13 protein-coding genes and 1 pseudogene are annotated in these 14367 nt (G+C 67.1%); 5 read left to right on the forward strand and 9 right to left on the reverse strand.

Annotation, left to right across the window (positions count from 1 at the left end):
- Nucleotides 1-485 precede the first annotated feature (485 nt).
- Nucleotides 486-1190, forward strand: coding sequence for a TetR/AcrR family transcriptional regulator (locus ACZ5NH_RS42720; RefSeq protein ID WP_468783519.1), 705 nt, complete (start codon nt 486-488; stop codon nt 1188-1190).
- Nucleotides 1191-1326: 136 nt separating this feature from the next.
- Here ACZ5NH_RS42720 and ACZ5NH_RS42725 read toward each other — a convergent pair whose 3' ends face one another.
- Complete coding sequence (locus ACZ5NH_RS42725) at nt 1327-1731, reverse strand: SsgA family sporulation/cell division regulator (RefSeq protein ID WP_468783521.1); 405 nt, start codon at nt 1729-1731, stop codon at nt 1327-1329.
- A 296-nt stretch (nt 1732-2027) separates the two neighbouring features.
- Nucleotides 2028-2420, reverse strand: coding sequence for a hypothetical protein (locus tag ACZ5NH_RS42730; protein WP_468783523.1), 393 nt, complete (start codon nt 2418-2420; stop codon nt 2028-2030).
- A gap of 569 nt (nt 2421-2989) precedes the next feature.
- On the opposite strand from ACZ5NH_RS42730, the gene ACZ5NH_RS42735 reads away from it, so the two are divergent.
- Entirely contained in the window at nt 2990-3502 is a 513-nt protein-coding gene (locus ACZ5NH_RS42735) for a metallophosphoesterase family protein (RefSeq protein WP_468783544.1), read from the forward strand.
- Here the strand turns inward: ACZ5NH_RS42735 and ACZ5NH_RS42740 are convergent.
- From ACZ5NH_RS42740 to ACZ5NH_RS42765, 6 genes and pseudogenes are all read right to left on the reverse strand, one after another.
- A complete protein-coding gene (locus tag ACZ5NH_RS42740; RefSeq protein WP_468783525.1) occupies nt 3476-4261 on the reverse strand; it encodes an alpha/beta hydrolase family protein in 786 nt (261 codons plus the stop codon). The genes ACZ5NH_RS42735 and ACZ5NH_RS42740 overlap by 27 nt on opposite strands.
- Nucleotides 4262-4392: 131 nt before the next feature.
- Nucleotides 4393-5937, reverse strand: coding sequence for an FMN-binding glutamate synthase family protein (locus tag ACZ5NH_RS42745; protein WP_468783527.1), 1545 nt, complete (start codon nt 5935-5937; stop codon nt 4393-4395).
- Between the two features lie 570 nt (nt 5938-6507).
- Nucleotides 6508-7122: an NAD(P)H:quinone oxidoreductase gene (gene wrbA / locus ACZ5NH_RS42750; RefSeq protein ID WP_468783529.1), complete on the reverse strand. Its 615-nt coding sequence runs from the start codon at nt 7120-7122 to the stop codon at nt 6508-6510.
- 266 nt (nt 7123-7388) lie between these two features.
- Nucleotides 7389-7643: an integrase core domain-containing protein gene (locus tag ACZ5NH_RS42755; RefSeq protein ID WP_468783531.1), complete on the reverse strand. Its 255-nt coding sequence runs from the start codon at nt 7641-7643 to the stop codon at nt 7389-7391.
- 649 nt (nt 7644-8292) lie between these two features.
- Nucleotides 8293-9341 (reverse strand): annotated as a pseudogene (locus tag ACZ5NH_RS42760) (IS630 family transposase).
- 120 nt (nt 9342-9461) lie between these two features.
- Nucleotides 9462-10571 carry an aromatic acid exporter family protein gene (locus ACZ5NH_RS42765; RefSeq protein WP_468783533.1) on the reverse strand — a complete coding sequence of 370 codons (1110 nt, stop codon included), beginning with the start codon at nt 10569-10571 and terminating at the stop codon, nt 9462-9464.
- 446 nt (nt 10572-11017) lie between these two features.
- Between ACZ5NH_RS42765 and ACZ5NH_RS42770 the strand changes: the two genes are divergently transcribed.
- Complete coding sequence (locus ACZ5NH_RS42770) at nt 11018-11323, forward strand: hypothetical protein (RefSeq protein WP_468783535.1); 306 nt, start codon at nt 11018-11020, stop codon at nt 11321-11323.
- Nucleotides 11324-11461: 138 nt separating this feature from the next.
- The gene (locus tag ACZ5NH_RS42775) at nt 11462-12289 is read left to right on the forward strand and encodes an IS5 family transposase (RefSeq protein WP_468783537.1); all 828 of its coding nucleotides are present in this window, start codon (nt 11462-11464) and stop codon (nt 12287-12289) included.
- Nucleotides 12290-12295: 6 nt separating this feature from the next.
- Here ACZ5NH_RS42775 and ACZ5NH_RS42780 read toward each other — a convergent pair whose 3' ends face one another.
- Complete coding sequence (locus ACZ5NH_RS42780) at nt 12296-13141, reverse strand: NAD(P)H-binding protein (protein WP_369393041.1); 846 nt, start codon at nt 13139-13141, stop codon at nt 12296-12298.
- Between the two features lie 81 nt (nt 13142-13222).
- On the opposite strand from ACZ5NH_RS42780, the gene ACZ5NH_RS42785 reads away from it, so the two are divergent.
- Nucleotides 13223-14140 carry an AraC family transcriptional regulator gene (locus ACZ5NH_RS42785; protein ID WP_468783540.1) on the forward strand — a complete coding sequence of 306 codons (918 nt, stop codon included), beginning with the start codon at nt 13223-13225 and terminating at the stop codon, nt 14138-14140.
- The last annotated feature ends 227 nt before the right edge of the window (nt 14141-14367 follow it).

A 14367-nucleotide genomic window follows, 5' to 3' on the forward strand; every position in this document is an offset into this window, starting at 1 on the left:
ATGTCGCAGTGCGTGTCGAGGGACGGTGTCCAGTAGGCGTCGTAGATGTCCTGCTCTTCGGGCATGGTCCATGCCTCCGAGACCCGGCCGTCTTGTACTGCATGGTGAAGCGCAGCGTCCAGATCTTCGCAAGGTCGACCGTGCCGTAGTCGGCCATCGCCGGAATCAGGACCGCAGCCATCTCCTGGACCGTTCGGCACAGGTCCAGCGTGGTCCCGATCGCATGACTGGCGGTGCCCAGCAGGGCGACCCGCTCACTGGTCCCGGTGGCTGCCTGGAGGAAGGCAGCCGCACGACGCCTTCACCGGCCGGCCGGTGCCGTACGGAGAACCCAACGGGCCATCACCCAGCTGGTCCTAGCGGTCTGAGCCGGAGTCTCGTCGTCTTCGGCGCGCCCTGCGTGCGTGCTTCTGGACCACGTTCCGTCCGCACTGTGAGAAAGATCACAATCTAATTTGAGGGTCCCCTCATGTTAGTCTGGATGTATGAGTCACCAGCACGTCCTCTCCGCGCCCCAGGCGCCGGCCAAACCGTTGCGCCGCGATGCGCAGCGCAACAGGGACGCGATCGTGGCCGCTGCCCGCAAGGCTTTCGCCGAACAGGGGCTGGACGCTTCTCTGGAGGGTGTTGCCCGTGAGGCGGGCGTCGCGATCGGCACGGTCTACCGGCACTTCCCTCACCGGCTCGACCTGGTCGAAGAGCTCTTCACCGCGAAGTTCACGGATCTGCTCGCCGCAGCCGAAGAGGCCGCAGCCATGGAGGACGCCTGGGAGGGGTTCTGCTTCTACCTGGAAAAGCTCTGTGAACTGCTGGCCTGTGACCGCGCCTTCAACGACCTGGTCTCGGCCCGCCTGCCCGTCCATGCGCTCGGCAGGGGAATGTTGGAACGCGCGAAGGAACGGCTCGCTCAGATCTTCCGCAACGCCCAGGGGCAGGGCGCCCTGCGTGACGACGTCACTCCGGACGACATCGCCTTCGTGATCTGGTCCCAAGTGGGGATCATCCAGGCCACCCGTGCCGTCGCCCCCAACGCCTGGCGCCGCCACCTCCACCTGCTGCTCGACGCCTTCCGTGCCGAGTGTGCCCACGAGCTGCCCGAACCCCCGCTGACCCCCCAGCAGGTCGAGCAGACCCTCACCACTCTCGAGTGCCCGGAGGAGGAGTGCCGCGAGTGCCGCGAGGAGGCATGAGCCGCGACTGACGACGTCGGGCAACCGGGCATAAGACGTCGGATACACGGCATACAGCGGGACATGCGGCGGGCCCGGTGCCGCGGTCGGCATCCGGGCCCTCAGTCCCACGGGGGGCACCATCCAGGGGAGGCGTTCAGCTTCCCGCCAGCAACTGTGCCAGCTCGGCGTCCAGGTCGAACCGGCTGGATTCGGTCCCCGGCGGCACTGCGGACCACGTTTCACGCAGGAAGGATTCCACGCCTTGCGCGGGGAACTCGAGCAGAGCCGATCCCGCAGGCGACGTGAGAACGATGTGCACCACATCGCGTCCCGAGTCACTGGCCGGCCGCATGTGCACGTCCCCGTGCCCGGTGTGCTCGCTCAGGGCCTGAGCCAACATGTCGCGACTGAGGAACCACTCGACTGTTCCGCTCTGGTCCAGGGTGTGGAAGAGGGCACGCACGGCATAGGGATCATCCGCCTCGTACCCCAGTTCTGCACGTATCGACACCGACAGGTCGTGCGACACGACAAGTCGCACGGGCAGCTCGTGTGCCACGGTTCTGACCGATCTCACTGTCCCTCACTTCCACGTTCCCGTCGCCCGGCTGCGATCGCTCCCCGTGTGCTTCGAGGCACGGGGCGTGGCGGTATCACCGGCGCGACCAATAGCACCGGAGGACGGGAGCAGCACGCACGGCTCCCGCATGTTGTTCCCGTTCGGCCGGGCGGCGATTTCACCGACTCGCGCTCGATGTCGGCTCGGCGAGCGGTCGGTTTGACGAGTCGCAACGGCACAACCCAAAGCCACGTCGTTGCGGCCGGTCAAGCCGACCGTGCTGGCCTGCGGGCGCATCAGCGCTGGTCCACGTACCACGCGACCTGGTCCAGGTACCAACGCTCGGCGCTGACGCGGTGCCACGTCGTCGCCTCGTCCCAGCGGTACCCGTCCCGGACGTACACGTGGCTACCGTTCCAGCGCTCTTCCCCGTAGTGGTCCTGGCGGTCGTCGTTCGTGTACCAGCCGCGGGGTGCGTCCCAGCTGTCGTCCTGTGCCTCGTGGTGAGCGCTTTGGTATCCGTCCGTGCGGTCGCCGCTGGTGGCGAAGGCGGTGATTGCGGACTGTGTGTGCTCTCCGGGCTCCGAGCCCGTCGCCGCTGACGCCGTGCCGCTGACTCCGAGAAGGGCTCCGCCTGTCAGCGCCGTAGAAGCGACAGCGGTCGAGACGCGCTTGATCCACTTGTTCATGGTCATCTCCTTGTGATGTGCCGCAATTCCGTTGACCGGGCGGCCGTCCTGTCCGTGATCCGGGGAAGCCGGATCGGCTGGGTACCGAACTGTGACGATCATCCGGAGGGGGCCCTCATGTTCGACGTGGCCACCTTACTCGAGGGGGCCCTCATGTTTGTGGTGAGGCTCATCACAGCACGTCGGAGGGTCGACTGGCACGAATGGTGCGACGGCGGGTGCCGGGTCTGACCTGCAGGAACGGGCATCCGGGACCAGGGGCGCCGACGCCAAGCTCGCGCTGGGAGCCGCCGGGATGTTCATGGACACCTCCCGCGAGGACTACACCCGCTCCATGACGGCGGCCCACCCCGGTCACTTCCTTATCCAGGTACTGCCCGACGGGAGCAGGAGGTGATCGAGCCCGCTGGCGGCAGCCCCTGTCCACCCTCCTCAACCTGCCCCGGTTTCACCCTCGATATCGGGAAAACCCCCCGCCGCGCGCATCTCAGTGGTTACGGTCTGTGCTCATGCGGTTCTTGCACACCTCGGACTGACATCTGGGGCGCCGGTTCCATGAAGCCGACCTGATCGACGCGCAGCGCGCTTTCCTCACCCACATACATGACACGGCCCGCGACCATGCTGTCGACGCCATCCTCGTGGCCGGGGACATCTACGACCGAGCCATCCCCAGCCTGGATGCCGTGCGCCTCTTCGACAGCGCGCTGGGCCAGTTTGCCGCCCTGGGCATCCCCATCATCATGATCAGCGGAAACCACGACTCGGCACACCGGCTCGGTGTCGGCGCCAGCGTGCTGGCCCGGGCCGGTGTGCACCTGCGGACCGACCCGGCGGCCTGCACCCGCCCGGTCCTGCTGGACGACGAGCACGGCACCGTGGCCGTCTACGGCATCGCGCCGACCTCGCCACTTACCCGCACGGCACCCGCAGCGCCGTGCTGGCCCACGCCTTCGTCGCCGGCGGTGAACCCTCCAAGGGCAGCGAGCGCGACATTACCGTCGGCGGCCTTGACTACGTCTCGGTCAGCTCCTTCACCGGCATCAGTAGCCACCTCACATGTCTTTTCCTCCGGGCCGTGACCTCTCGTGGATGTACTGGTCGGCCCAGGCGCTGATGATGTGAGCGGCTCGTTGCGCTTGTCCTCGTGCGGTCAGGAGATGGTCTGCTCCTTCGAGCGAGACGAAGCTGCGCGGGTGTCGTGCCTCGCGGAAGATCTCCCCGGCGTGGGCGATGTCGACGGTGTTGTCGGTAGGCGAGTGCATGACGAGTAGCGGCAGGTGCAATTCGCGAATCCGGTCGTGTAGGTGAGCTTGGTGGACGTCGTCGACGAAGGCACGTTTGAGCACCAGGGTCCTCCCGCCGACGAACCACTCGTGCGATCCTTCACTGAGAACGCGTTCCATGACCGCGTCGTACTGTCTCTCGACGTGGCTGGGGTCGGCAGGCGCTCCGATGGTGGCGACCGCGCGGATGCCGGTTGCCTCGGTCGCTGCGGCGATGGCGGCGGCGCCTCCCCACGAGTGCCCGACCAGCAGGTCTGCTGGAGTTCCTCGCTCTGCCATCAAAGTTGCTGCACGGACGGTGTCCTGGACCTTGATGGTGAAGGAACCGTCCCCCCAGTCGCCGTCGGAGTCTCCGATCCCGAGGTTGTCGTAGCGCAGCATCCCGATCCCCTCGCGTGCCAGCTGCTTGCTGACACGCGAGGCGGCCGGCGAGTTCTTGCCGAGTGTGAATCCGTGGACGAAGATTCCCCAGCCCCGGACCTGGCCTTCCGGCAGGTCGAGCGACCCGGCCAGTTCGGGGCCGACGACGCTCTTGAATCTCACTTCTTCAGTCATGTTGTCATCGCCTTGGCACGGACAGGTCGTGGGGTAAGGGCAGGTGGGTGGGTAAGGGCGAAAACGGCTGGTGCCACGCTCCTGCTCCGCGCAGGGCAGCCTTGAGCGCGGTGCTTGTCGCTGTCGGCGCGTCAGACGGTCGGCTTGTGGATGGCGGTCCGCTTGGTGGTGAGCAGGGCCGTGATCTCATCGGCGAGGTGCGGGCCGAGCTCGCCCCAGCCGTCCTTGTAGCCGTAGACGCCGGCCAGGGTGCGGGCCTCGTAGTCGCCGTTCATGATCTCGATGTCGGCGGCTGTGATGAGCGCTGGGTGGGCGACGCCGACGGCCGCCGAAACCTTCATCAGCTCTTTGCGCAGGGTGCGCAGGTAGACAGCGGCCCGGGTGGCCTTCGAGGTCGGGTCGAGGCCGCGGGCCAACCACGGGTTCTGGGTGGCGACGCCGGTGGGACACGTGTCGGTGTGGCACTTCTGCGACTGGATGCAGCCGATGGACAGCATCGCTTCACGGGCCACGTTGATCATGTCTGCACCCAGGGCGAAGGCGACCGCGGCGTTCTCGGGCAGCCCGAGCTTGCCGGAGCCGATGAAGGTCAGCTCGTCGGTCAGCCCCAGCTCGGCGAAGGTGCCGTAGACCCGGGAGAAGCCCATCCGGAACGGCAGCGACACCGAGTCGGTGAAGATCAGCGGCGCCGCCCCGGTGCCGCCCTCGCCGCCGTCGATGGTCACGAAGTCGACCCCACGGTCACCACGCGCCATCAGCGTGGCCAACTCCTGCCAGAAGTCCATCTCTCCCACCGCGCTCTTGACCCCGACCGGCAGACCGGTCTCTGCGGCGAGCAACTCGACGAAGTCGAGCATCGAGTCGACGTCGCTGAACGCGGTGTGCCGCGATGGGGAGGCGCAGTCCTTGCCAGCTGGGATGCCGCGGATCTCGGCGATCTCCGGGGTCACCTTCGCGCCCGGCAGCATTCCGCCCAGCCCGGGCTTGGCGCCCTGGGAGAGCTTGATCTCTATCGCCTTGACCGGGGCGTCGGCGACCACATCCTTGAGCTTGTCGAGGTTGAAGCTGCCGTCCTCGTCGCGGCAGCCGAAGTACGAGGTACCGATCTGAAGGACGAGGTCGCCGCCGTTGCGGTGGTACGGCGCAAGGCCGCCCTCGCCCGTGTTCTGCATCGCGCCCGCCAACGCCGCCCCTTTGTTGAGCGCCGTGATCGCCGCGCCGGAGAGCGATCCGAAGCTCATCGCCGAGATGTTCACCACGCTCGCCGGTCGGAACGCCTTGGCGCGCCCGCGCGGCCCGCCCAACACCTTGGCCGAGGGCAGTGGGGCCAGCGGGTCCTGCGCGTCGGGCAGCGTGTCGGCGAACGTGCGGTGCTTCACATACGCGTGCCCCTGCACGTGCTCGACGTCGATGTCGGTTCCGAACCCGAAGTAGTTGTTCTCCTCCTTTGCCGACGCATAGATCCAGGTGCGCTGGTCACGACTGAACGGGCGTTCCTCCTCGTTGGAAGTCACGATGTACTGCCGCAGCTCCGGCCCGATCGTCTCCAACAGGTACCGGGCGTGCCCGATCACCGGGAAGTTCCGGAGCAGTGCGTGCTTCTTCTGGATGAGGTCGCGGGCGGCCACCAGCGCCAATACTGTTGCGGTGGCCGCGCCGATGCTCCGGGCGCGCATAAACGTTCCTCTCCTCGATGCTCGACTCCATCGCCATGCAGTGGACGTCTTCGTGTCGTGTTGGGCGGTGAGCGGCAGGCATGGCCAAGCAGGCGTCAGCGTTCTTCGAAGAATGCGAAATGATATTAGAAGCCGTATCTCTGGGCTCGGCGGGCTCTGCCAAGGGCGCCGCCTCGCGTTCCACGCTAAGACCCGTGACGGCACCATCCTCCGCCAACTGATCGCCCACCCAGCATGGTTGGCCAGCAGAGTCCGCGTCCTGACGTTCCATCTGCCCGAACCCTGGCCTTGGCGGGACGTCTTCGAGAGGCTGTGGACGGCCGTCGGCTGCCGTCTGCGCACCTGACGAGCCGGACCGTCCCGGCCGCCCACGATCAGGACCTCGGAGAACCCGCTACCGGTACGGCCGCCCGGCGATCGCCCATGCCCACCAGCAGAGAAACAGCTGAATCCGGCTCGGAACTCACAGAGCCGCACTCACCGAATACCGCTCCGCGGATCCAGGATCAGAGCTCTCTACATTCAAAGGAATGACCAGTCAGAGGCGACGCACCGGCGAGCGGTGAACCGTCAGGAGAGGCCGGCCTTGAGGGCAGCCGCGATCTGCACGACTCGCTCCGCCTGGTGGCGGGCTGCGTTGCGGGTCTGGTCACCGATCGGGTTGTTGCCCTGGGCGTCGACATGGGAGGTGCCGTAGGGGTTTCCGTCGACGAACTTGACCGGGTCGGTGTAGCCCGGCGAGACGATCAGGCCGCCGAAGTGGTGGATCGAGTTGTAGAGGGCCAGCAGGGTCGACTCCTGTCCGCCGTGCGTGGTGGCGGTGGTGACGAAGCCGCTGTAGACCTTGTTTGCGAGCTTGCCCTGGGCCCACAGGCCGCCGAGGGTGTCGATGAACTGCTTGAGCTGGGAGGAGATGTTACCGAAGCGCGTGGGGGTGCCGAAGATGACCGCGTCGGCCCACTCGACGTCGGCCGCCGTAGCCTCGGCGATTCCAGCGCTGGCGGCGGCATGGGCGGCCCAGGCCTCGTTGGAATTGATGGCGGCTGCGGGGGCCAGCTCGGCCGCCTTCAGCAGGCGCACCTCGGCGCCGGCCTTCGCGCCGGCTTCGGTGATTTCCTTGGCGATCTCGGCAGAGAAGCCGGTCGAGGAGTAGTAGATGACGGCGAGCTTTACGGGGGAAGCCACGACGGTTGTCTCCGTTCCTTCGGGGGTGTTGGTCTTGTTGCGGCGGAAAAAGCCCATAGTGATCAGCGCTTTACCTTGACCTGCACCATCCGGCGCAGTGTGGGTTCGAGCGTGGGAGGACCCCAGCCCGATAGATGAACCATAAACTAGATTGTTGAATGGTCAACCTAATCCGCCACTCCTGTGACGACCGCAACAACCCTGTAGGGTTCCAACAGCTCCGGATGTGTGCTGACCTGGGCGTTCGCTTCGTGACGCGAGCGTCTTCAGGCGGTGTCTTTGTACTCATGGACGAGGCCGCCGAGGATGTCGTGGCGCTGGATACGCTGGGCTGGGAGTGGGATCATGTGCGGGTCGTCGGCGGGAGCGCGAAGTTGCAGGGCCCGGTGGGGCCGCCGGCGGTCGTAGTGCTCGGCAAACTCGGCGAGGACGCGCCGCAGGTGCTGCTCGTTGTAGATCAGTGGCCGGTGGGTGCACTCGGCTCGAGCGGTGCGTATGAACCTTTCGGCGTGGGCGTTCATCTTTGGCGCCTGGGGCGCGCTCTTGAGGATCCTCGATGCCGTCGGCGGTGAAGACCGCGTCGAACGCTTCGGTGCAGCGGCTGTCGCGGTCGCGTAGCGGGTAGCGGACGCGTGAGGCCCGGTTGCCGAGGTCGACGAGAAGATTCCTGGCGAGTTGTGTGTCCAAGGCTGCGGTGGGGTGGGCGGTGACGCCGAGGATGTGCGCGGTGCGGGTGCCCATCTCCACGGCGAAGAACACGTACAGCCGCTTCACGGTCACGGTGTCGACGTGGAACAAGTCTGCGGCGCGCGGGAACTCGCGCCATGTGGGCGCTTCGTTGGGGCTCCGGCGGGGTGCCGGGCCGAGGCCGGCGCAGCGCAGGACGCGGCGCATGGTGGATGCGCCGATACGGTGGCCGAGGCGGCGTGCTCACCTCGAATGCGGGGGTAGCCCAGGTGGGGTTCTCCGCGGGCCAGGCGAAGGATGAGGGCGGTGAGCTCGTGGGAGAGCGGCCCGCAGCAGGTGTGGCCAGGACGATGTCAGGCGAGCCGTTTGCCGAAGAAGACCATCACGGGGCCGGTGAACTACGCCTCCGCCGCGGTCATTCCGCTGCACTTGCGGAGTTCCGAAAGGGGTACAAGCTAGTGCGATGCGCCTGAAATCGCGGGCTTAAGTATCTTGCTGGTTCTCGGTGGCTGGCGGAGTGACCTTAGTGAGGTAGTCGGCGAAGGATTTGAGGTTCTCGTCGGCGGTCTTGGTCCAGGTGAAGGGCCTGGGGTTCTCGTTCCACGAGTCGATCCAGGCCCTGATGTCATCCTCCAGCGCCTTCACCGAGGTGTGGACGCCACGACGGATGAGCTTGTCTGTCAGCAGGCCGAACCACCGCTCGACCTGGTTGATCCAGGAGGAGCCGGTCGGAGTGAAGTGGACATGGAAGCGGGGGTGCTTGCCGAGCCAGGTCTTGATCTCTGGGGTGTTGTGGGTGGCGTAGTTGTCGCACACCAGGTGCACATCGAGTCCGGCGGGAACCGCCTTGTCTATCGTGACCAGGAACTTCTTGAACTCGATGGCCCGGTGGCGGCGGTGGAGTTCACCGATGACAGTGCCGTCGGCGATGTTGAAGGCGGCGAACAGGCTGGTGATGCCGTGCCGCAGATAGTCGTGGGTGAGCCGTTCGGGCATGCCCGGCATCATCGGCAGCACCGGCTGCGAGCGGTCCAACGCCTGAATCTGGCTCTTCTCGTCCACGCACAACACCACGGCCTTCTCCGGCGGGTTGTGATACAGGCCGACGACGTCGACGACCTTCGCGACGAACTGCGGGTCGGTGGAGAGCTTGAAGGCATCCTGCAGGTGCGGCTTGAGGTCGAACTTCTTCCAGATCCGCCCGATGGTGGACTTCGACAACCCGGTGCGGGCGGCCATGGAGGAACGCGACCAGTGGGTGTCCTGGCCGGGGTGGATTCCAGCGTCGCGACGACAACGTCTTCGACCTGGTCGAGCAGGATGGACGGCGGTCGACCGGGCCGCGGCTCGTCGACCAGACCGTCCAGCCGCCGCTTCACGAACCGGGCCGGCCAGCGGTTCACCGACTGCTCGCTCACATTGAGTTCGGTCGCCACCTGCTTGTTCGTCCCGCCCTCCGCGCACCGCAGCACGATCCTCGCGCGCAGAGCCAAAAACTACGCAGTTTTCGCGCGCTTCGCCCAACGTGCCAGCTGAGCCCGTTCGTCCCTCGTTCACGAGGGGGAGGAGTCACGCGGTTGTCGTCGGCCTAAAGCTCTCCTGGGAGTGCGGGAGGAGCCGAAGGCCGCCTCACCTGGGGTGGATTCGCTCGGTCAGTGAACGTTCCCGCGGTCCAGGTCGGTCAGCAGCCTTTCCACGTCCGTCATGAGCGAGCCGTAGACGTGCCACGCGCCCGGCTTGGTGAGCCTGCCCTGGCCGATCATGTCGGTCATCGTGCGGTGCCATATCAGCGTGCCGTCGATCGCCCGGCGCAGCCGCTCCTGGGGAGATGCGTTCGATGTGCCTTGCACCGGGCGGGCTTCGACGAATCCCTGGACGGCTGTCGCGGCCAGTTGCAGGGCGTCGGCGTACCGGTCGAGGAACTGCTGCCCCAGGTGGTGATCGGCGTGGTTATCGTGGGCGCTGTCGGCCAGGGTGCGCGCGATTCCACGAACCTGGAGCGACACGCCACGCAGGACGCTGAATGCATCGGCGTCCGTGTAGGTCGTGTCCCTGCGCCGCGTGTGCACGACGCAGCGCGTGTTCCAGCGCAGGCTCTCATCGGCCTGCTGTACCTGTTCCTCTGCATGTGTGAGGCGCTTGTCCAGGTTGCGGGCCTGGTGCAGCCAGGCATGGGCCTTCGAGGTGAGCTGTCGCCGGGCGAGGCCGGTGCCCATGTCCTGCAGCAGGGTTCCCAAGGCGTGGGCGAGGTCGCGTACGGCGGAATCGGACTCGTTCAGATACAGCGGCGGCAGGACCAGGGCGTTCACCGCGATACCTATGGCCGCGCCGGTGAGCGTCTGCAGTACGGGGGACAAGAGGTGGCCCATGGGATCGGTTGCGGTGGCGGCCAACGCGATCACCCCCGTCGAGGCGGCCTGGAGACGGTCGTCGGTGGTGCGGCGGGGACCGGCCAGGACCGCGATGACCGCAATGACTGCGACGGCGCCCGCGGTCTGGCCCAGGAGCCGGGCAGCGGCGAGGGCGAGGAACAGGCCGGCGATCCTCGCCACTACGCTTTGCGCTGCTTTCCTCACAGACTGATACACCGTGGAGGCGTTGACCATGAGTACGGCTGTGGCGACCGCCAGGTAGGGCTGCTTCTCGGGGGCCCAGGGAGCAACGACCGCCCAGGTCAGCAGAGCGGCAATGACGGTCTTGACGCCGTGCACCACATGATCGGCTCGCTTGCCGTGGATCCGGCGGGTGAGAGTACGCGTCACTTCCGTCGTCACCGCTCTGCGCCCCGGCGAGGTAGTTGAATCTTGCACAACACTGATACTCGCACTGTTTGCCCTTTTTGGCCGTGACGCCGGACACGGTCACCCAAGGTGTTCCTGGAGGCGCCGTCATTGCCCCACCCGTCGAGGTCGCCTCCACGTCCGGGCCTGCCTCCATCCGGGGTGACCGCCGCGGTGGGCGAATCCCGGGGTGTGTGCCACGCCGCGACGGAGCCTGCCGCGAGCGGCCGCAAGCTGGGCCGGACCCGCACATGCGCAGCGCGACACCACTCGACCTCCCTATCCCTCCCGGTAGGGGTGATTTGTTTCACCCAGATAGTTCATCGTTCAACCAACTGGGGGTGCGTAGCTTCTTTAGCGCAGCAGCACCGGCGGGTTCCACCGGTTCGCACTGACCAGACCGACGGGCTGCGCAAGGAGGAAAGACCGTGAAGAAGATCATCTGGCGTATTTCGCGTGCGGGCATTTCCGCGGCACTCGTGACAGGTGCGCTCCTGGCCGCCGGCGGCTCAGCAACTGCGGCCACATCCAAGGTGGATGAGCGCATCACAGCGGTCGAAAGCGAGGGCCAAAACCTCCCCGGACACGGAAGCCGGGACGTCGGCTACAGGTACGCCGGTGAGCAGAGGTCGGCGCACGACCGCCCTGACCCGTGGATCGCAGGCCAGTTGGCGATGTTTGACCCCTGGATCACCGACCAGTTGGCGATGTTCCTGCCCGACCGCGTTCGGTGAGATGATCACCAGAATGCGATGCCTCGACACTGCCCAACCCGGCAACTACCTTTGAGATGCTCCTCGGCCTAAGAACTCCTAACAAAGTGAGGCTTCTTACCTTGGAAGGTGGGTTCCTGATGGAGCGTTAGCCTTCACGTGAGAAAGGGTGAGCAGCTTCCGTGGGTCGTGTCCGATGAGTTGTGGGCGCGGATCGAACCATTGCTTCCGGTCGTGCCGCGGAGGGCCGATCACCCGGGGCGCAGGCGTCTGGACGACCGGAAAGTGCTGTCGGGCATCCTGTTCGTGCTGTACACCGGCATTCCGTGGGAGTTCCTGCCCCAGGAACTGGGCTTCGGCTCGGGGATGACGTGCTGGCGGCGTCTGCGTGACTGGAACGACGCTGGTGTCTGGCAGCGTCTGCACGAGTCACTGCTGGCCGAGCTGAACGCCGCCGGCGCCCTGGACTGGTCGAGGGCGGTGATCGACGGCTCCCACGTGCGGGCCATGAAGGGCGGCCCAAAAACCGGACCGAGCCCGGTCGACCGTGCCCGAACAGGCTCCAAGCACCATCTGATCACCGAAGCGCACGGCATCCCGCTCGCCGTCTCGCTGACCGGCGGCAACCGCAACGACGTCACCCAGCTCATGCCGCTGATCGAGGCCGTCCCGCCGGTGCGCGGCCGACGCGGACGGCCCCGCCGACGACCAGACACGCTCTACGCCGACCGGGGCTACGACCACGACAAGTACCGCCGACAGGTCCGGGCAGTCGGGATCACCCCCGTCATGGCCCGCCGTGGCACCGAACACGGCTCAGGACTGGGCGTCCACCGGTGGGTCGTCGAACAGAGCTTCGCGCTGCTGCACTGGTTCCGCCGGTTACGCATCCGCTGGGAGATCCGCGACGACATCCACGAAGCCTTCCTCAGCCTGGCCTGCAGCATCATCTGCTGGCGACGACTGAGGAACCTCCCACTTCGTTAGGAGTTCTTAGCCGGCTTGGTCGCCACCCCGCACAGCCATGGCCCAATCCGAGCCTGGCACCTCACGCGCCGCCCACTCCCGCAGCCCGATCGGGCTCCGGCCTAGAACGTGCTTCACGCCGTCGCTCAGGTAGGCGTCCTCGCCCCGGCGGATACCGCCGAGCATTGCCATGCGCCACTCGATGTAGCCCTCGGGTGTGCCCGCCGCGCGCAGCTGGGCCACGTGGTCGGCGTCGGACTGGTCTGCGAACCGGACCAGGGTGCCCGACGCTTCGGTGAGGATCTGCGCCGCCTGGACGAAGTCGGCTGCCTCGGGGCCGGACAGCGCCAGGGTCTCGCCCTCGAAGCCGCCCGGGAGGACAGCGGCCGCCACGTCCGCGATGTCGGCGACGTCGATGAACGGTTCGGCGCCCATGCCGACCGGCGCGCTGATCAGCCCGCCGCGCGGGGCGAACATCGCCTCGGTGAAGTTCTGGGCGAAGTGCGACGGTCGCAGGATCGTCCATGGCAGCGGCCCTTTGCGCAGGGCCTGCTCCGCCCTGGCGACGGCTCCGTCGGGCAGGAACTCCACGCCGCGCGCCGACAACAGGACCGCGCGCCGCACCCCGGCAGCGTGGGCCGCCTCCAGCAGGCCGGTCAGACGCGGACTCCAGTCCGTCGCCGATCCGGGGCCGATGACGAACACCCCCTCTGTGCCGGCCAACGCCGCGGGCCAGGTGGAGTCGTCCTGCCAGTCGAAGCGGGTCGCCGAGTTCCGGCTGGCCGGACGCGGATCGTGCCCGGTGTGGGTGAGCGAGTGGGTGAGGCGGCGGCCGACCTTGCCGGTGCCGCCGAGGATCAGGAACGGTGCCATGTCCTCCACGATACGAACGTGACCGTGGAGGGAAAATGTTCGATCAGCTGGCATTCATTCGTGTTCGTCTAGGATTCGAGTATGGACGTGCTGACCGACCAGCTCGCGCAGGCGCGCGCCCGCGGCGCCGTCTTCTCCGTACTGCGCCGGGTCCGGCCCTGGGGCGTGCGGTTCAGCGGGCGCCGGCCGCTCACCGCCCACGTGCTGATCGAGGGCACCGGCTGGCTCGAGGAGCCCGGCCGGGAACCGCTCCGGCTAGGGGAGCGGGACGTCGTGCTGATGTCTTCGGGCGCGCCGTACGCCCTGGTCAGCGACCCGGACGTCACCGCCGAGCCGATCGCCGACGCCCGGCTGTGCGGAACCGACACCAGGCAGGGCGACGCGGCACTCATCCTGTGCGGCGCCTACATCCTCGACGGCAGCTTCGCCGCATCCCTGCTCCGCGCCCTGCCGCGCGCCGTCGTCGTACCGGCGACCGACCAGGAAAGCGCCCATGCGGCGGCCGTGGCCTTGCTGGCCGACCTGATCAAACAGGACGCCCCTGGACAGCAGGTCCTGCTGGACCGCCTCCTCGACGTCAACCTGATCTTCGCCCTCCGCTCCTGGTGGGCACAGGCGGGGGAGGCAGCACCCGGCTGGTACCGGGCACTGTCCCAGCCGGGCCTGCGACGGGTCCTGGAGCACGTGCACGCCGAACCGGCCAGCGAGTGGACCGTCCCAGCCATGGCCGACCTGGCCGGGATGTCCCGCGCCGCCTTCTCTTTACGGTTCCGCGAGGTCACCGGAGACTCGCCCGGCAGCTACGTGACCGGCGTACGCATGCAGCGCGCCGAAGACGCCCTCGCACGCTCCGACGTGACGCTCGCCCAGATCGCCGCCAAGGTCGGCTATCGCAACGAGTACGCGTTCTCCACCGCGTTCCGCCGTCGGCACGGCGTGTCGCCGGGCAGGTGGCGGGCGGCGGCCCGGACCGCGCAGCCGGATTACGTGCCGCACTGATTTGTGCCCTGCGAAGGCCCTTTAGAGGGAAGTCCGCTTTTGTTACGAGTCCTAATACTCCAGCCGTAGATCGTGATCTTCGTCGCCGGGTTGGATTGCCGGACGACCGGCTATCTTGCCTGGCATGCAAGCAGTGGACTGGGACGAGGTGCGGGCACGGACCATCGCCCTCTACGCACGGCAACGAACGGGCGTCGGCAGGCGAGGTGGTCTCCCAGAGGTCCTGA

It is taken from the genome of Streptomyces sp. NPDC031426 (assembly GCF_055581585.1).